Source organism: Streptomyces sp. NPDC012637, assembly GCF_042954805.1.
GTDB lineage: Bacteria > Actinomycetota > Actinomycetes > Streptomycetales > Streptomycetaceae > Streptomyces.
Genome location: NZ_JBIBDS010000007.1, coordinates 251,783 through 269,686, shown reverse-complemented (window position 1 = coordinate 269,686; position 17,904 = coordinate 251,783). Strand labels below are relative to the sequence as shown.

The window sequence follows — 17,904 nt, the reverse complement described above, 5'->3', positions numbered from 1 at the left end:
GCCGTAGGTTTTCGGCTTTGGGCAGATCGTGCCCCATGTGGGGGCTCGTGACCAGTCCTGGCGGCTTCGTACAGGGAGATTCTCGTCACTCGCGGTGGTCGTGGCGGGAATCGAACGGTGCCGTGGGACGCTGCACAGGGTGCGGCAGGGTGCGGTACGAGTGGAGGAGACGCGGAGATGACCGAGGTCCTGGGCGCTGCGGAGCTGGGCGCCGAGCTGGGGGAGCGGGCCACCCTGGTCCAGTTCTCCACCGCCTTCTGCCAGCCCTGCCGGGCCACCCGAAGGACCCTCGCCGAGGTCGCGGCCATGGTCGAGGGCGTCGGGCACGTCGAGATCGACGCCGAGGAGCGCCTCGACCTCGTACGGGCGCTGGGCGTCGTCCGCACGCCCACCGTGCTCGTCCTGGACCGGACCGGCCGCGTCGTGCGCAGGGCCGCCGGGCAGCCCCGCAGGGCCGACGTCATCGCCGCGCTCGGACGGGCGGTCTGATCCGGTGCGCGGCACGGTCCCTGACGCGGTGACACATCTCCCACATAGCGGTACGCACTTGACTGCACACGTCAACGATCGCCAGTCTGGCGGAATGGTCCCAGAACTCCTTCTCTACGGCCGGGCCCACGTGGACCTGGCACGCAACGCGAGCGCGCGCTGTCCGGGTGTCTGACGAACCCGCGACCCCTCTCACGCCGCCCTCGCAGAAGGACAACTCCATGACCGTCTCGCCCGAGCTCCGTACGCTCCCGACGATCCCCCCGGCCCCCTCGCACCGTCCGCTCTCCGGCGTTCCCGCCGCCCCGGCCGTCGGCGGGCCCCGCACCGGCTCTCCCGACCTGCTCCGGTCGGTCTTCCGGCAGCACGCCGCCGGCGTCGCGGTCATCACCGCGCACGGCGACCGGCCGGTCGGCTTCACCGCCACGTCCCTCAACTCCGTCGCCGCCGAGCCGCCGCTGATCTCCTTCGGCGTGGGCACGGGCTCCTCCAGCTGGCCGGTGGTCGCCGAGGCCGAGCACATCGGCGTCCACATACTCGGGGAGCACCAGGAGCAGCTGGCCGCCACCTTCGCGCGCAGCGGCGCCGACCGGTTCGCCGCGCCCACCCGCTGGAGCCGCGGACCCGAGGGCGTACCGGTCCTCGACGGCGTGCTCGCCTGGCTGGTGTGCCGGGTGGTGGCGCGCGTCCCGGCCGGCGACCACCGGATCGTCATAGCCGAGGCCGTCGCCGGCGACCCGGACGGCGTGGGCCGTCCGCTCCTGTACCACCAGGGGCGCTTCAACGCGCTGCGCGACTGAGAGTTCCCGTACGAGCCCTCGCCGGCGCGTTGTCAAGGTCACACGGCTGAGCGCTTGCTCAGCGGTAACGAACTCGGTGTACTGACGAGTAATATTCCGGTCGGGGCATGTGGCGCCCCGATCGGAAACCCGCCCTTCAGGCGCCTATGCTGCGAGCAACAAGGCAGCCCAGTTATGACGATGCAGTAGGAGAGCCGGCGTGAGCTTGAGGATCGTTGTCTGTGTGAAGTACGTGCCGGACGCCACGGGCGACCGGAAGTTCGCGGACGACCTGACGGTCGACCGTGACGACGTCGACGGCCTCCTTTCGGAGCTCGACGAGTACGCGGTCGAGCAGGCGCTGCAGATCGCCGAGGAGGCCGACGACGCCGAGGTCACCGTCCTCACGGTCGGCCCCGAGGACGCCAAGGACGCCCTGCGCAAGGCGCTGTCCATGGGTGCCGACAAGGCCGTCCACGTCGAGGACGACGACCTGCACGGCACCGACGTCATGGGCACCTCGCTGGTGCTCGCCAAGGCGATCGAGAAGACCGGCTACGACGTGGTCATCGCCGGTATGGCCTCCACCGACGGCACCATGGGCGTCCTCCCGGCGATCCTGGCCGAGCGCCTGGGCGTCCCGCAGGTCACGCTGCTCTCCGCGGTCGAGATCGAGGACGGCGTCGTCAAGGGTCGCCGCGACGGCGACACCGCCTCGGAGCAGCTGGAGGCGTCCCTCCCGGCCGTCGTCTCCGTGACGGACCAGTCGGGCGAGGCCCGCTACCCGTCCTTCAAGGGCATCATGGCCGCCAAGAAGAAGCCGGTGGAGTCCCTGGACCTGTCGGACCTCGGCATCGAGGCCGAGGAGGTCGGCCTGGAGGGTTCCTGGACCGCGGTCGACTCCGCCGCCGAGCGTCCGGCGCGCACCAAGGGCACGATCGTCACCGACGAGGGCGACGGCGGCAAGCAGCTGGCCGAGTTCCTCGCGAGCCAGAAGTTCATCTAAGGCTCGCGCGAGCCCACCAGACCCGCCCCTCTTCGTTCGCAGGAGATTGAAGTCCCATGGCTGAGATTCTCGTCTACGTCGACCACGTCGACGGAGCCGTCCGCAAGCCCACCCTGGAGCTGCTGACCCTGGCCCGCCGCCTCGGCGAGCCGGTCGCCGTCGCGCTCGGCGCGGGTGCCGCCGACACCGCCGCCGCGCTGGCCGAGCACGGTGCCGTGAAGGTCCTCACCGCCGACGCCGCCGACTTCGCCGACTACCTCGTCGTCCCGAAGGTCGACGCGCTCCAGGCCGCCTACGAGGCCGTCTCCCCGGCCGCCGTGCTGGTCCCGTCCTCCGCCGAGGGCAAGGAGATCGCCGCCCGCCTCGCCGTCCGCATCGGCTCCGGCATCATCACCGACGCCGTCGACCTCGAGGCCGGCGACGAGGGCCCGGTCGCGACGCAGTCCGCGTTCGCCGCCTCGTACACCACCAAGTCCCGTGTCTCCAAGGGCACTCCGGTCATCACGGTCAAGCCGAACTCGGCCCCCGTGGAGCCCGCCCCGGCCGCCGGCGCCGTCGAGGCGCTCGCCGTCTCCTTCTCGGAGAAGGCGCACGGCACCAAGGTCGTCGCCCGCACCCCGCGCGAGTCGACCGGCCGCCCGGAGCTGACCGAGGCCGCGATCGTGGTCTCCGGTGGCCGTGGCGTCAACGGTGCCGAGAACTTCGGCATCATCGAGGCGCTCGCCGACTCGCTCGGTGCCGCCGTCGGCGCCTCCCGCGCCGCCGTCGACGCCGGCTGGTACCCGCACTCCAACCAGGTCGGCCAGACCGGCAAGTCGGTCTCGCCGCAGCTGTACATCGCTTCCGGCATCTCCGGTGCGATCCAGCACCGCGCGGGTATGCAGACCTCGAAGACCATCGTGGCCATCAACAAGGACGCCGAGGCCCCGATCTTCGACCTGGTCGACTACGGCGTCGTGGGCGACCTGTTCGACGTCGTGCCGCAGCTGACCGCCGAGATCACGTCCCGTAAGGGCTGACCTGCGGGTTCTTCATCGGTCCGGGGGCCGCGTGGTGATCTTCACCACGCGGCCCCCGGCCGTTTCGGCCACCCGTGGACACCCATTGACGCAAGTGGAGGCGGACTACTAACTTCGCTATACGGATTGTTGATTCCGTGCAGCGGAAAACAGGAGGATGTGGGATGGGTCAGCAGGAGAAGGTGTCGACGAGCCTCGCCGGCGCGGTCAGCGAAGGCATCAGCGCCTCCCTCGCCGGCGTCGACGCCGAGCTGGACCGGCGGTACCCGGGAGACCCCGGCACCCGCCAGCCCGTCCACACCGTCTACGTACCCGGCAACGTCTTCGACGCCGGCACCATCCGCTCCTGGGGCGACCAGGCCCTCGCCGCCCTCGACGAGCACGCCCCGGACGCGGCCGCCTTCGCCGCCGTCCTCGGCCTGGCGGACGACCTCGCCGAGGACGTCTACGGCCGCGTGCGCGCCAAGCTGGAGCGCGAGCCCATCGAGGACCTCCGCGTCGACTTCGAGGACGGCTACGCGGGGACGGACGAGGACCACGACGCCGCCCGCGCCGCCCGGATCGTCACCGAGGCCTACGCGGACCTCAGCGCCGCCCCGTACATGGGCATCCGGATGAAGTGCATGGAGGCCGCCGTACGCGACCGCGGCATCCGCACCGCCGACGTCTTCCTCACCGGCCTCATGGAGCACGGCGGCCTGCCCGACGGCCTCGTCCTCACCCTCCCCAAGGTCACCTACCCCGAGCAGGTCACCGCCTTCGTCCGCCTCCTGGAGGCCTTCGAGAAGGCCCACGGCCTCGACGAGGGCCGCCTCGGCTTCGAGATCCAGATCGAGACCAGCCAGGCCATCCTCGCCGCCGACGGCACCGCCACCGTCGCCCGCATGATCGACGCCGCCGGGGGCCGCGCCACCGGCCTCCACTACGGCACCTTCGACTACAGCGCCTGCCTCGGCGTCTCCGCCGCCTACCAGGCCAGCGACCACCCCGCCGCCGACCACGCCAAGGCGATCATGCAGGTCGCCGCCGCCGGCACCGGCGTCCGCGTCTCCGACGGCTCCACCAACGTGCTCCCGGTCGGCTCCACCGCCCACGTCCACGAGGCCTGGAAGCTCCACTACGGCCTCACCCGCCGCGCCCTCGCCCGGGCCTACTACCAGGGCTGGGACATGCACCCCGGCCACATCCCCACCCGCTACGCCGCCGTCTTCGCCTTCTACCGCGAGGGCTTCCAGGCCGCCGCCAAGCGCCTGTCCGCCTACGCCAACCACGCGGGCGGCGACGTCATGGACGAGCCCGCCACCGCCAAGGCGCTCAGCTCCTACCTGCTGCGCGGCATCGACTGCGGCGCCCTCGACACCGCAGAGGTCGACGCCCTCACCGGCCTGACCCACGCGGACCTCGACCGCTTCGCCGCCCCGCGCCGCGGCGACCTGACGGCCACCGCCCAGTAACCCGGCCCGCGCGGGGCCGCCGCCCGTGCCCCGTACCCTGTACGCGTCCAACTACGGCCGACAGGGAACGGGGCATCGGTGTCTTCGGGGGAGTACGAGCGGCTGGCCGGCCGCTACCGGGTCGTGAGCCAGCTCGGGCGCGGCGGCATGGGAATCGTCTGGCGCGCGGTCGACGAGGTCCTCGGCCGCGAGGTGGCCGTCAAGGAACTGCGCACCTACAACGACGCGTCGGGACGCGAACTGGACGACCTCCGGCTGCGGATGCAGCGCGAGGCACGGGCCGCGGCCCGGGTCCGCCACCCGGGAGTCGTCGCCGTCCACGACGTGACCGACCACCAGGGCCGGCCCGTCATCGTCATGGAGTTCGTCGACGGGCCCTCGCTCGACGGCGTCCTCGGCGAACGCGGCACCCTGGACCCCCGCGAGGCCGCCGCAATCGGCGCAGCCGTCCTGGACGCCCTGGCCGCCGCGCACGACGCCGGCGTGCTCCACCGCGACGTCAAGCCCGGCAACATCCTGCTCGACCGCGGCGGCCGGGTCGTCCTCACCGACTTCGGCATCGCCGCCATGGAGGACCCCGGCGACGGCTCCGCCACCCATCTGACGCGCAGCGGCGAGATCGTCGGCTCGCTCGACTACCTCGCACCCGAGCGCGCCCAGGGGCAGCAGCCGGGCCCCGCATCGGACGTCTGGGCACTCGGCGCCACCCTGTACGCGGCGGTCGAGGGCGCCTCCCCGTTCCGCCGCACCTCCACCTGGTCCACCCTCAACGCCATCGTCGTGGAACCCCTCCCCGAGTCCCACCGGGCCGGCCCGCTCGCCCCGGCCCTGCGCCTGCTGATGCACAAGGACCCGGCACAGCGCCCGGACGCGCGCACCGCGGCGGGACTGCTGAGGGCGGTAGCGGAGGGCCGCGAAGCCCAGGCCGCGGGCACCGTGGGCGCCCAGACGACGCCGGTTCAGGGCGCCGCACCGGCCGGGTACGGCACGGCGCCGGCCGGCCGGCCCGCGGACGCAACGGACGCCGCGGGGACACCGGCCCACGGGGCCGCGCATCTGTGGGCGCCGACCCAGCCCGACGCCGTACCGCACCGCCCGGAGGGCTTCGGCCCGGCGGTGCCGCCGGCCGCGGGGCCGCACGGTGCCACCGGTCCGGGCTCGTTCGGGCCGGCGCCCGTGCCGTACGGCGTCCAGGACGCGCACGGCACGCCGCCGGCGGGCCCGGGCACGGTGCCGCTGTCCGCTCCGCAGACCGGCCCCGTCGCACAGGGCCCCGGCGGCGCGCGCGGCCGGGGCGGGCGGAACCGGTCGTCGGTCCTCGCCGCCGCTGCGGCGGCCGCCGTCCTGCTCGTCGGCGGCGGCGTGACGTACGCACTCGTCGGGAAGGACGGCGAGGCGGACCGGGGCCAGGTGGCCGGCGGGCAGGCGCCGACGAGCCCGACGGGCGAACCCGGCCGGATCCTCGACCCGGGAGCCCCCGGGGCGAAGCCGAGCGCCGGCGGCAGCGGGTCCGCGTCGGCGACGCCGTCGAAGGAGGGCGCCGGGAAGTCCGCCTCCCCGTCCTCGCCCGCCGCCGGTTCCTCCTCCGTACCGGCGCCGTCGGCCTCGCGGACGACCAGGGCGCCCGCGCCGAGCGCGACCGCAGGCGGCGGCTCCGGCGGCGGTACGTCCCCGAGCCCCGCGTCCGGCGGCTGCACGTCCCGCGGCGGCGGGAAGTACGACTGCCAGGTCTGGCGCACCGAGAAGACCTACCGTCACGATGGCGGCGAGATGGGCGTCCTGAACGCCGGCACGAACTACTTCTACTGCCAGGTGAACCTCGGCCGCCGGGAGACGTACGGCAGCTGGACCAACGTCTGGTGGGCCAGGACCGACGACGACAGCGGCAACACCAACGTCTACTTCAGCGTCGTCTACATCAAGGGCGGCGACAACGACCGCCCGGTGCCCGGCCTCCCGGTCTGCTGACGGCCGGAGCCGGTCCGGCTCCGGCCCGCCGGACGGGCTCGGGGCGCCTCTCGCCTCCGGACCCAGGCCGTGTCTTCCGGATCAGGCCGGGCGTCGGGACGCCGGCAAGATCCGGAAGACACGCCTCAGGCGGCGCCGGACGGCGGCGGGACCTCGCCCGAGCCGCGGGCGATCAGCCGCGTGCCGAGCACGACCGTCGCCGGAGGCTCGTCGATCCCGTCGAGGCGGCGGAACAGCCGTTCCGCCGCCGTGCGTCCGAGCGCCGCCGAGTCCTGCGCGATGACCGTGATGCCGAGCAGGTCGGCGAGCTCGATGTCGTCGAAGCCGACCAGGGCGACCGGCCGTTCGCGCCCCGCGAGCACCCGTACCGCCGTCACCGTGACCCGGTTGTTGCCCGCGAACAGCGCCGTCACCGGCTCGGGGCCGGACAGCATCGCCTCGGCCGCCTCCGTCACGCGCTCCGGGTCGGTCGGGCCGAGCGACACCCACTCCCCGGCCACGTCGAGCCCGGCGTCCTCCATCGCCGTCCGGTAGCCGCGCAGCCGCTCGACGGCGGTGTGGATGCGCGGCCGGTCGCCGATGAAACCGATCCTGCGGTGGCCGTGCGCGATCAGGTGCGCCACGCCCGCCCGCGCGCCGCCGAAGCTGTCGGAGAGCACCGTGTCCGCGTCGATCCGGCCCGCCGGGCGGTCCACGAAGACCGTCGCGACGCCCGCGCGGATCTCCGGCTCCAGATAGCGGTGGTCGCCGCCCGCCGGGATGACGATGAGTCCGTCGACCCGCCGCGCGCACAGCGCGAGGGCCAGCTCCTGCTCGCGGTCCGGGTCCTCGGCGCTGGAACCGTTGATGAGCAGGGCGCCGTGCGCCCGGGCCACCTCCTCGACGGCGCGGCTGAGCGGACCGTAGAACGGGTCCGCCAGATCCTCCAGGACCAGGCCGACCGACGCCGTCCGTCCCTTGCGCAGCACCCGCGCGCTGTCGTTGCGGCGGAAGCCGAGCGAGTCGATGGCCTCCTGGACCCGGCGCTCGGTGTCGGGCGTGACGCCCGGCTCGCCGTTGACGACCCGTGAGACGGTCTTCAGGCCGACTCCCGCCCGGGCGGCGACGTCCTTCATGGTGGGCCGATTGCCGTAGCGGTGCTCGGGGCGGCGGGCGATGTCGGCCACAGTGCGCGGTTCCTCCGTGGTGCGGGTGTCCGGTGTCGGTGCGCCGGCGGTTGCCGGGGGCGTCGTACGAGGGCGAGGGCGAGGGGCGGGCGATTTCGATCTCGATCTCGTTGCTGTCGAGCATAGGGCCTGGACAACGTTGTCAGAGGCGGGAAGACTGTAGGTCACACCGACTGGCCGCCCACGGAGACCCGGAGCCCATGCGCACTGACCTCGTCGTCGCCCTCGACATCGGCGGCACCAAGATCGCCGGAGCGCTGGTCGACGCCGGGGGACACATCCGCGTCAGGGTGCAACGGCCGACGCCCGCGCGCGAGGACGGCGAGACCGTCATGGGCGCGGTGGCGGCCGTGCTCGACGAGCTCGCCCGCTCGCCGCTGTGGGCCTCGGCGAGCGCGGTCGGCATCGGCAGCGCGGGGCCCGTCGACGCCTCGACCGGCACGGTGAGCCCGGTCAACGTGCCCGGCTGGCGCGACTTCCCGCTGGTCGAGCGGGTGCGCCGGGCCACGGGCGGGCTGCCCGTCACGCTCGTCGGCGACGGCGTCGCCATGACCGCCGCCGAGCACTGGCAGGGCGCCGCGCGCGGCCACGACAACGCGCTGTGCCTCGTGGTGTCCACGGGCGTGGGAGGCGGCCTCGTCCTCGACGGACGCGTCCACCCCGGTCCGACCGGCAACGCCGGTCACATCGGTCACATGAGCGTGGACCTGGACGGCGAGAGCTGCGCCTGCGGCGGCCGCGGCTGCGTCGAACGGCTCGCCAGCGGACCGCACATCGCCCGCCGCGCCCTCGAGAACGGCTGGCGGCCCGGACCCGACGGCGACACCTCCGCCGCCGCGGTCGCCGCCGCGGCCCGCGCGGGCGACCCCGTCGCCGTCGCCTCCTTCGAACGCGCCGCCCAGGCCCTCGCGGCCGGGATCGCCGCCACGGCCACCCTGGTCGAGATCGACATCGCCGTGATCGGCGGGGGAGTGGCGGGCGCGGGCGCGGTCCTCTTCGACCCGCTCCGGCGCAGCCTCCGCTCCTACGCCACGCTCTCCTTCGTGCAGGGCATCGAGGTCGTCCCCGCGCTCACCGGCACGGACGCCGGCCTGCTGGGCGCGGCGGCGGCAGCGGTCCCGAAGGGGACGGCGGACCCGGCGCGGAAGTGAGCGCCCGAGGGCCTGAGCGCTTCAGCGCGCCGTGCGCCGGCAGCGGACCAGGAGGCGCACGCCCAGTGCACCCCGGCGCGCGTCCCGCGCACCGGCGCACGGGTGGTGCCATGCCGTGCGTCCGCGCGCCTGAGGCGAGGACGGCCGGACGGGGCTACGGGCAGTGACCCCGGCCCCGTAACGTCTCCGGAGAGCGCTGCTCCACGATCACCAGAAAGGCGTCGGACTCCAGGTCCATCACCACCCGCGCGGGAAGCCCCTCGTCACGCCGCGCGCTCGCGAACTCCTCCGCGGGCCAGCTGCCGCGCGGTCCGCCCGCCGGAAACCGCTCCAGAACCGTACGGTCCATCTCCGCACCCCCTCGTGCTCGCCGTTTCCAACGACGGCCGTTCGCGAAGTGTTACGCGCCGGGCAGGGGTCCCGGTTCCCCGGCGCCCGCTCCGCCGGTGAGCCGACGGCCGGGGGTTTCCGTGGCAGGGTGGTGCGGGCAAGCCACTGGGGGCAACCAGAAGAGGGGGAATCGTGATCGTCTGGATCAACGGTGCGTTCGGCGCGGGGAAGAGCAGCACCGCGCGTGAGCTGGTCGATCTGATCCCCAACAGCACGTTGTACGACCCCGAGGTCACCGGCGGTGCGCTGAGCCTGCTCCTTCCGCAGAAACGTCTCGCCGAGGTGACCGACTTCCAGGACCTGCCGATCTGGCGCCGGCTCGTCGTGGACACCGCCGCCGCCCTGCTCGCCGAGGTCGGCGGAGTGCTCGTGGTGCCGATGACGCTGCTGCGGCAGGAGTACCGCGACGAGATCTTCGGCGGCCTCGCCGCCCGCCGGATCGACGTCCGGCACGTCCTGCTCACCACGGACGAAACGATCCTGCGCAGCCGTATCGACAGCCGCGTCGAGCACCCCGGCGACCCGGACGCCGAAGCCCGCGCACGCCGCTGGTGCCTCGACCACCTCGACCCGTACCGCGCCGCCCGCGACGGCTGGCTCGCCGCCGACGCGTACGCCGTCGACAACTCCGCGCTCACCCCCGCCGAGACCGCCCGGACCGTCGCCGACGCCGTCGCCGCCGGACACGCCGCACCCTGCGGCATCGTCCAGACGCCCGAACCCACCGGCGAGACCCTGGCCGCCGGCGTGCTGCTCTTCGACGAGGACGACCGCTTCCTGCTCGTCGACCCCACCTACAAGGCCGGATGGGAGTTCCCGGGCGGCGTCGTCGAACCCGGCGAGGCGCCGGCCCGGGCCGGCATCCGCGAGGTCGCCGAGGAGATCGGCCTCCGGCTCGACACCGTGCCGCGCCTGCTGCTCGTCGACTGGGAACGGCCCCAGCCGCCCGGCTACGGCGGCCTCCGCCTCCTCTTCGACGGCGGCCGCCTCCGCTCCGCCGACGCCGAGCGCCTCCTCCTGCCCGGCGCCGAACTGCGCGCCTGGCGCTTCGTCACCGAGGAGGAAGCCGCCGACCTGCTCCCGCCGGTCCGCTACCACCGCCTCCGCTGGGCCCTCCGCGCCCGCGAACGCGGCACCGTCCTCAACCTGGAGGCGGGCGTCCCGGTGGGCTGACCGGCGGGCCGGACAGGCCTGGGGCGTTCTTTCGGATCGGGCCGCGCGTCGGGACGCCGGCAAGATCCGCAAGTCACGCCCCGAGGTCGTCCCTTTCGGATCAGGGCCGGACGGGCCGTGCCAGACACCGTGGGCCCGGCCAAGGACCGGAAGCGACGGCCTAGTTGTCGAACCAGACCACCAGGCGGACGTTCTCGTCGCCGTGCACCTCGGCGAGGGCGCCCATCGTCGCCCACACCGGCCGCCACTCGCCGTCGGCCGGAACCGCTTCACGCCGGGTCATCCGCCCCATGCGGAGGAGCACGCCGTCCCGTTCCCACGTCTCGCCCTCCGCCCGGTCCGGACGGTCGGGGAACACCTTGCCGGAGAAGACCCAGTCGCCGTCGGCGCCGCGGCGGTAGAGGTCGGCCCGCTCGTCCGGGCGCTCGGCCGGCTCGGACCAGTCCACCCGGGTCAGCTCCGGCCAGCCGATCCACGAGGCGCCGTGGGCGTCGCGGCCCCAGAGGCCGAATTCGGCGCGGGTCCCTGCCGCGGCGTCGGGGGGCAGGTCGCGGTGCCCGGCCAGGGGACGGAAGCCCGCGTGGTTGCGCACGCCGAAGAGGCAGCCGAACGCCTCGTAGTCACGACCGCCGTAGAGCAGGTCGAGGCTGATGGCGGCGTGCCGGCTCGCGTCGTCGACGTCCAGCGTCCGGTACGTGCTCCGGCACTCGGGGAACCCGCGGATGTCCGTTCCCATGCCGAGGGATTCTCCTGACCCGCCCGACGCCCCGCCACGGGATTTCGCCGCGGTCTCCCGGGGGCGCGGTTTCCCGGGGGCCCGGGCGGTTCCGGGGATTACGGGCGGTCCCGGGTGGTCCCGGATGGTTCCCGGGGCCCCGGGTCGTCTTGTCCTCGGCTGTCTCCGGTGGCTCCGCTCACCTCACCCGGCCTGCTCGGCCGCCTTGGCCAGGCGATCCGCCGTGTCCGTCGTCACCGGCTCGCCGTGGCCGCAGCACAGCACCGACGGGCGCAGCCCGGCCAGCCGGCGCATCGACGCGAGGGCCTGCGCGCGGTCGACGTGGAACACGCCGAACATCACGTCCGGCATCGACGCCACCGTGTCGCCCGTGAACAGGACGCCGTGGCGCGGCAGATGGACCGCGATCGAACCCGGCGTGTGGCCGGGGGCGTGCAGGACGACCGCGCCGTCGCCGAAGCCCAGCTCCTCGCCGTCCACGACCTCCCGGTCCACCCGGGTCGGCGGCGCCTCCGGCACCCGCACGCCGTGCGCGTACAGCGGAAGCTCCCAGTCCAGCAAGTCCGGCTCGGGTACGGGGAGTTCGCCGCGGATCACCGGGGCGTCCAGCGCGTGCGCCAGGATCTCCGCACCGAAGCGGTCCGCGAGCTCCTCGGCCGCGCCCACGTGGTCGCGGTGGCAGTGGGTGAGCACGATCCGGCGCAGCAGCGCCGGGTCGAGGCCCGCCCCGCGCAGCGCCGACTCCACCGCCGGTGCCGAGTCGGCCCACCCGGCGTCGATCAGGGTCAACTCCGCTTCGTCCCGCCACAGATAGGCCTGGCCGATGGAGAACCGGAGCATGTGCAGACGAGGAGTGATCTCCACGAGTTCCACGGGTGTCACGAGGTCCATGACCCGAACCTACGCGCAACCCCTCGACCGCCGAACGGGTCTACGCTCTGGGCGAGTTCCGCCCAGAGCGTGACCACGGCCCCGACTACGCCTTCGAGCGCGCGTAGTTGAGCAGGAAGTGCGCCTCCGCCACGGACAGCCGCTCGAGCTCCTGCGGCGACACCGACTCGTTCACCGCGTGGATCTGCGCGTCCGGCTCGCTCAGGCCGATCAGCAGGATCTCCGACTCCGGGTAGAGCGTGGCCAGCGTGTTGCACAGCGGGATCGAGCCGCCCATGCCGGCCGTCTGCATCTCCTCGCCCGGGTACGCGACCTTCATCGCCTCCGCCATCGAGACGTACGCCGGGCTCGACGTGTCCGCCTGGAAGGCCTGGCCCTGGCCGACCTGCTCCAGGCTCACCCGCGCGTTCCACGGCGTGTGCTTCTCGATGTGCGCGAACAGCAGCTCCGTCGCCTTCGCCGCGTCCTGGCCGGGCGGCACGCGCAGGCTGAGCTGCGCGCGGGCCGTAGCCGGGATCGACGGCGTGGCGCCCGCCACCGGGTGGCAGTCGATGCCGATGACGGTCACGGCCGGCCGCGCCCAGATCCGGTCGGCGACCGTGCCGTTGCCCGGCAGGTCCACGCCCTCCAGCACCTTCGCGTCCTTGCGGAAGTCGGCCTCCGGGTACTGCAGGCCCTCCCACACCGCGTCCGCCGGCAGCCCGTCGATGACCGTCGAACCGTCCTCGGCGCGCAGCGAGTCCAGGACGCGGATCATCGCCGCCAGCGCGTCCGGCGCGGCACCGCCGAACTGGCCCGAGTGCAGGTTTCCCTGCAGCGTGTCGATCGTGACCCGGATCATCGTCATGCCGCGCAGCGTCGCCGTCACGGTCGGCAGGCCGACCCGGAAGTTGCCGGCGTCGCCGATGACGATCGCGTCGGCCACCAGAAGCTCGGGGTGCGCCTCCGCGTAACGCTCCAGTCCGCCGGTGCCCTGCTCCTCCGAGCCCTCCACGATCATCTTGACCGTGACCGGCACGCCGCCGTTCGCCTTGAGGGCGCGCAGCGCGAGCAGGTGCATGATGAAGCCGCCCTTGCAGTCGGCCGCGCCGCGCCCGTACCAGCGGCCGTCCTCACGCTCGGTCAGCTGGAAGGGCGGGGTCACCCACGCCGACTCGACCAGCATCGGCTGCACGTCGTAGTGCGCGTAGAGCAGCACGGTCGGGGCGCCGGCCGGGCCCGGCAGCACGCCGTACACCGACTGCGAACCGTCCGGCGTGTCGAGCAGCGCCACGTCCTCGAAGCCCTCGGTGCGCAGCGCGTCCGCCACCCAGTTCGCGGCGGCCTCGCACTCGCTGCGCGGGGCCACGGCCTCGTCCGCCACCGACTGGAAGGCCACCAGCTCCGTCAGCTCCGCCTTGGCGCGGGGCATCAGGGATGCGACGGTCTCGGCGATCGGATTCGCGGTCATGGGCACGCTCCTGGTGGGTGCGACGTTGTGACGTTGTCGGGTCTCGGCTCGTCGCCGTATGTCGGTGGTACGGCGAACGCATGCCCGATCCTACGGCGCGGGGTGACACGGCCGGGCCCCGCTACCGAGCCGTAGGATGCCCGGAGAGCAGCAACCACCGGTCGGATCAGGAGCAGAAGCACATCGTGAGCAGCGAGAACGCAGACGCCGGAGCGGCAGAGGCTGGAGCGGGTCCGGGGGACCCGGACGGGGGGCAGCAGGTCTGGGACGTGGTCGTCGTGGGTGCCGGTCCCGCCGGGGCCTCGGCGGCCTACGCGGCGGCCGTGGCCGGCCGCAGGGTGCTGCTCCTGGAGAAGGCCGAGCTGCCGCGGTACAAGACCTGCGGCGGCGGCATCATCGGCCCGTCGCGCGACGCGCTGCCGCCCGGTTTCGAACTGCCCCTGCAGGACCGGGTGCACGCCGTGACCTTCTCCATGGGCGGCCGTTTCGCCCGCACCCGCCGTTCCCGCCGCATGCTCTTCGGGCTCATCAACCGGCCCGAGTTCGACGCCCAGCTCGTCGAGCACGCCCAGAAGGCGGGTGCCGAGCTGCGCACCGGAGTCACCGTCAGCCGGGTCGAGCAGCACGGCCCCGCCGTGCCGGACCGCCGGACCGTGGCCGTGGTCCTCGCCGACGGCGAGACCGTCCTCGCCCGCGCCGTCGTCGGTGCCGACGGCAGCGCGAGCCGGATAGGCGCGCACGTCGGCGTCAAGCTCGGCCAGGTCGACCTCGGCCTGGAGGCGGAGATCCCGGTGCCGCCGTCGGTGGCCGAGGACTGGAAGGGCCGGGTCCTCATCGACTGGGGCCCGCTGCCCGGCAGTTACGGCTGGGTGTTCCCCAAGGGCGACACCCTGACCGTCGGCGTGATCTCGGCGCGCGGCGAGGGCGCGGCCACGAAGCGCTATCTGGAGGACTTCGTCGCCCGGCTGGGCCTCGCGGGCTTCGAACCGGCGGTCTCCTCCGGCCATCTGACCCGCTGCCGCACCGACGACTCGCCGCTCTCCCGCGGCCGGGTCCTGGTCTGCGGTGACGCGGCCGGACTCCTGGAGCCGTGGACGCGCGAGGGCATCTCCTTCGCGCTGCGCTCGGGGCGGCTCGCCGGCGAGTGGGCGGTCCGCATCGCGGAGGCGGGCGACGCGGTGGACGCGCGCCGGCAGGCGCTCAACTACGCCTTCGCCATCAAGGCGGGGCTCGGCGTCGAGATGGCCGTCGGGCGCCGGATGCTCGCGGTGTTCGAGCGCCGGCCGGGACTGCTGCACGCGGCGATCACCGGCGTACGGCCGGCCTGGAAGGCCTTCACCGACATCACGCGCGGTGCGACGACGCTGGCCGGCCTGGTCCGGGGCAACGGCGTCGCGCGCCGGGCGCTGGACCTGCTGGACCGCTCGATGGACACGTCGGTCGGCGTGGGCCCGGCGGGCCGGGGCGTCGCGTCCCAGAAGGACGGGGCCGAGGGCGGCGGCGGCAATGGCGGCGTCGGAGGCAGTGGTGGCGTCGGAGGCGATGGCGGCGTCAGCGGCAACGGCGGCAACGGCGGGGCTGGCGGGGACGCCGGAGAGGCACCCGAGACGCGGGCGAGCGAGGCCTCCTGAGCGACGACCCCGGAGGGGCGGCCTCTGTGCGGGATGACCTCGGGGAGACGACTTCGGAGGGCGGCTCCTGAGGGCCGGGTCCTGACGGCTGACCTGAGGGCCGAGGTCCTGAGGTCGAGCCTGAAGGACGCCTCCTGAAGGACGCCTCCTGAAGGACGCCTCCTGAGCGAGGCGTGTCTTCCTGGGATGACCTCTCCAGGGGAGAGGAACGGGCGAAGGCTCGTCGAAGGCGGTGCGGACCATGGCGGTCCGCACCGCCTTCACGCGTGGGTGGTCGTGATACGGAAGACGGGGTGCCGGGGCGCGATGGCGCGCAGTTCCTCGTCCGTGGAGTCCGGACCGACGCCCTGGAAGAAGACGCCCACCTCGGCCTTCCACCGCTTGAGGTAGGCGCGGAGCAGGGCGGGCTTCTCGTCGTCGGCGACCTCGACGGCCGTGAACGGCTCCACGTGCCGGCCGAGGTGCAGCTCGCCACCGCCGGCCGCCCGCATGTTGTACGTCCACTGGACGTGCCCGCGCGGGGCCACCAGGTACTGGGCGCCGTCCATGGTCATCAGGTTGACCGGCGTGCGGCGCCATTCGCCGCTCTTGCGGCCCCGTACGGCGAGGACGCGGGAGCCCCAGACGCTGACGCCGCGGCGGGTCAGCCAGGAGACGAAGCGGTTCATGACGTTGACCGTGAACCAGCCGGGCTTCATGACGTGGGCGGGGGTGGGCGTGGAGTGCTGGGCGGACATCGGGACCTCCGGGCAGGTGTGTGAGCGCTGATCCGATGCGTGATCGCTGCTCTGAATTGTGAGCGGTGCTCTCGCTCTGGCACTAGTGTGCACGGATCGGCGCTCGCAAGCAAGAGCGCCGCTCTCGTTTTAGTGCAGTGATCTGAAGGTGGCGACACTGTCCAAGTGAGAGCGCCGCTCTTGTTTTAGTGCAGTGCTCCGAAACGTGGCACACTACTCTCCATGACCACCGCCCAGGGAGCGCGCGCCCGCGCCCGGATCGAGATCACCGCCGCCATCAAGGACGAGGCCCGCCGTCAGCTCGCCGCCGAAGGCGCCGCCAAGCTCTCGCTGCGCGCCGTCGCCCGCGAACTGGGCATGGTCTCCTCGGCGCTCTACCGCTACTTCCCCAGCCGGGACGACCTGCTGACCGCGCTCATCATCGACGCGTACGACTCCGTGGGCGCCGCCGCCGAACGCGCCCACGCCACGGCCGAGGCCGCCGCCCCCGGCGACCACCTCGCCCACTGGACCGCCGTCTGCCGCGCCGTGCGCGCCTGGGCGGTGGACCACCCCCACGAGTACGCGCTCATCTACGGCTCCCCGGTGCCCGGCTACACCGCGCCGCAGGACACCATCGGCCCCGCCTCCCGGGTCGGCCTGCTCCTCATCTCCGTCGCCCGCGCCGCCTACCGCGGCAAGGGCATCGCCCTGCCGCCCCTGCCGGACGTCCTGCGCGCCGAGGCGGAGCGCCTCACCGCCGACCTCGCACCGGACCTGCCGCCGCCCTTCGTCGCCACTCTCGTGTCCGCCTGGGCCGAGCTGTTCGGGCTGATCTCCTTCGAGGTCTTCGGGCAGTTCAACAACATCGTCGCGGACCGCGACACCTTCTTCGCCGCCGCCGCCGAACGCCTCGGCCGCGAGGCCGGCCTGCTCCCGAGGCCCTGACGGCCGGAGGCTCGCGCCCTGTGAGGCCGGGCCCGTGCAAGCCGAGCGGCTCGGAGCCCGCGCTGCTGGGGCCCGCTGCCCGTGGCCCGGCCGGCCGCCCGAGGCCCTCGGCCCCGGGGGCTCGCCGCCGGAGGGCAGCGCCGCCCGATGACCGCGCCGTTCGAGGCCTTCACGGCGGGGGCCTGCGGCCCCCCCTGATCCCCGGCCCCCTCGAAGCCGCGCTGCCCGAGTTGGCGCTGCCCGAAGCCCGCGCTGCTCGAGGTTCCGACGGCTCGCGGGCTGGCGGTCGCCCGAGAACCGTGCCGAGGGCTCGCGCCGTCCGAGGTCCTGACGGCCGGCGGTCTCGCGCTGTCCGAGGTCCCGACGGCGGGCGGTCTCGCGCTGCCCGAGGTCCTGACGGTCCGAGGGCTCGCGGTCGCCCAAGGCCCGCGCCGCGGGCTCGCACCGTCAGAGGCCCTGACGGCCCGCGGCCTCGCACCGCCCGAGGTCCCGACGGCCCGCGGGGTCGCGGTCGCCCGAGGCCAGCGCCGCGGGCTCACACCGCCCGAGGTCCCGAGGTCCCGACGGCCCGCGCCGTCCGAGGCCCGCCCCGCCCGCACACGCCCCCGTCCCTCCCGTCGCCGCCCGCCCTCCCATCCCCGCCGCGCACCCCGTCCCGCCCCCGCTTTCCGTTCCCCTCCCCCCGGCCCGTACTCCCCGTGGAGTACGAGTGATCGCCCCGCCCGGCTGACGCCCCGCCGCCCCCGCCGCGTCTAGCGTGGCCGCATGGACGAACAGCCGACCAGCACACCGGAACCCGGCGGCGACGGGCCACCGGGCCGCCGAGGCCCGTGGACAGGCGGGTTCCGGCACGGCGGCCCGTGGCGGGGCGGATTCCGGCACGGCGGTCCAGGGAGGGGCGGTCTCCGGCCTGGCGGCCCGTGGCCGGGCGGTCTCC

Annotated in this window: 16 protein-coding genes; 10 read left to right on the top strand and 6 right to left on the bottom strand. The window is 74.0% G+C overall.

Annotated elements, in window-relative coordinates:
- The first annotated feature begins 177 nt into the window (after positions 1 to 177).
- The 6 genes from ACFY8W_RS27030 (at position 178) to ACFY8W_RS27005 (ending at position 6,715) form a co-directional block, all read left to right on the top strand.
- Positions 178 to 489, top strand: coding sequence for a thioredoxin domain-containing protein (locus ACFY8W_RS27030; protein WP_391110280.1), 312 nt, complete (start codon positions 178 to 180; stop codon positions 487 to 489).
- Positions 490 to 710: 221 nt separating this feature from the next.
- Entirely contained in the window at positions 711 to 1,289 is a 579-nt protein-coding gene (locus tag ACFY8W_RS27025; RefSeq protein ID WP_391110277.1) for a flavin reductase, read from the top strand.
- 199 nt (positions 1,290 to 1,488) lie between these two features.
- Positions 1,489 to 2,274, top strand: coding sequence for an electron transfer flavoprotein subunit beta/FixA family protein (locus tag ACFY8W_RS27020; protein ID WP_391110274.1), 786 nt, complete (start codon positions 1,489 to 1,491; stop codon positions 2,272 to 2,274).
- 56 nt (positions 2,275 to 2,330) lie between these two features.
- Positions 2,331 to 3,293, top strand: a complete 963-nt coding sequence (locus tag ACFY8W_RS27015; RefSeq protein ID WP_391110271.1) for an FAD-binding protein — start codon at positions 2,331 to 2,333, stop codon at positions 3,291 to 3,293.
- Between the two features lie 164 nt (positions 3,294 to 3,457).
- The gene (locus ACFY8W_RS27010) at positions 3,458 to 4,747 is read left to right on the top strand and encodes a DUF6986 family protein (RefSeq protein ID WP_391110268.1); all 1,290 of its coding nucleotides are present in this window, start codon (positions 3,458 to 3,460) and stop codon (positions 4,745 to 4,747) included.
- Between the two features lie 78 nt (positions 4,748 to 4,825).
- Entirely contained in the window at positions 4,826 to 6,715 is a 1,890-nt protein-coding gene (locus tag ACFY8W_RS27005; protein WP_391110265.1) for a protein kinase, read from the top strand.
- A gap of 125 nt (positions 6,716 to 6,840) precedes the next feature.
- Here ACFY8W_RS27005 and ACFY8W_RS27000 read toward each other — a convergent pair whose 3' ends face one another.
- Positions 6,841 to 7,881, bottom strand: coding sequence for a substrate-binding domain-containing protein (locus ACFY8W_RS27000; protein ID WP_391110262.1), 1,041 nt, complete (start codon positions 7,879 to 7,881; stop codon positions 6,841 to 6,843).
- 200 nt (positions 7,882 to 8,081) lie between these two features.
- Here ACFY8W_RS27000 and ACFY8W_RS26995 point away from each other — a divergent pair, with 200 nt between their 5' ends.
- Positions 8,082 to 9,032, top strand: coding sequence for an ROK family protein (locus ACFY8W_RS26995; RefSeq protein WP_391110259.1), 951 nt, complete (start codon positions 8,082 to 8,084; stop codon positions 9,030 to 9,032).
- Positions 9,033 to 9,186: 154 nt separating this feature from the next.
- Here the strand turns inward: ACFY8W_RS26995 and ACFY8W_RS26990 are convergent, their stop codons facing one another.
- Positions 9,187 to 9,381, bottom strand: a complete 195-nt coding sequence (locus ACFY8W_RS26990; RefSeq protein WP_391110257.1) for a hypothetical protein — start codon at positions 9,379 to 9,381, stop codon at positions 9,187 to 9,189.
- Between the two features lie 173 nt (positions 9,382 to 9,554).
- On the opposite strand from ACFY8W_RS26990, the gene ACFY8W_RS26985 reads away from it, so the two are divergent.
- Complete coding sequence (locus tag ACFY8W_RS26985; protein ID WP_391110254.1) at positions 9,555 to 10,595, top strand: NUDIX domain-containing protein; 1,041 nt, start codon at positions 9,555 to 9,557, stop codon at positions 10,593 to 10,595.
- A 160-nt stretch (positions 10,596 to 10,755) separates the two neighbouring features.
- Here ACFY8W_RS26985 and ACFY8W_RS26980 read toward each other — a convergent pair whose 3' ends face one another.
- The 3 genes from ACFY8W_RS26980 to ACFY8W_RS26970 all read right to left on the bottom strand — a co-directional run bounded on the left by ACFY8W_RS26980 (position 10,756) and on the right by ACFY8W_RS26970 (position 13,672).
- The gene (locus ACFY8W_RS26980) at positions 10,756 to 11,331 is read right to left on the bottom strand and encodes a hypothetical protein (protein ID WP_391110251.1); all 576 of its coding nucleotides are present in this window, start codon (positions 11,329 to 11,331) and stop codon (positions 10,756 to 10,758) included.
- Positions 11,332 to 11,514: 183 nt separating this feature from the next.
- Complete coding sequence (locus ACFY8W_RS26975; RefSeq protein ID WP_391110248.1) at positions 11,515 to 12,222, bottom strand: MBL fold metallo-hydrolase; 708 nt, start codon at positions 12,220 to 12,222, stop codon at positions 11,515 to 11,517.
- Between the two features lie 85 nt (positions 12,223 to 12,307).
- A complete protein-coding gene (locus ACFY8W_RS26970; protein ID WP_391110245.1) occupies positions 12,308 to 13,672 on the bottom strand; it encodes a M20/M25/M40 family metallo-hydrolase in 1,365 nt (454 codons plus the stop codon).
- 185 nt (positions 13,673 to 13,857) lie between these two features.
- Between ACFY8W_RS26970 and ACFY8W_RS26965 the strand changes: the two genes are divergently transcribed.
- The gene (locus ACFY8W_RS26965; RefSeq protein ID WP_391110242.1) at positions 13,858 to 15,303 is read left to right on the top strand and encodes a geranylgeranyl reductase family protein; all 1,446 of its coding nucleotides are present in this window, start codon (positions 13,858 to 13,860) and stop codon (positions 15,301 to 15,303) included.
- Between the two features lie 260 nt (positions 15,304 to 15,563).
- On the opposite strand, the gene ACFY8W_RS26960 is transcribed toward ACFY8W_RS26965, so the two are convergent.
- The gene (locus tag ACFY8W_RS26960; protein WP_391110239.1) at positions 15,564 to 16,040 is read right to left on the bottom strand and encodes a nitroreductase family deazaflavin-dependent oxidoreductase; all 477 of its coding nucleotides are present in this window, start codon (positions 16,038 to 16,040) and stop codon (positions 15,564 to 15,566) included.
- A 222-nt stretch (positions 16,041 to 16,262) separates the two neighbouring features.
- On the opposite strand from ACFY8W_RS26960, the gene ACFY8W_RS26955 reads away from it, so the two are divergent.
- The gene (locus ACFY8W_RS26955) at positions 16,263 to 16,967 is read left to right on the top strand and encodes a WHG domain-containing protein (protein ID WP_391110236.1); all 705 of its coding nucleotides are present in this window, start codon (positions 16,263 to 16,265) and stop codon (positions 16,965 to 16,967) included.
- The last annotated feature ends 937 nt before the right edge of the window (positions 16,968 to 17,904 follow it).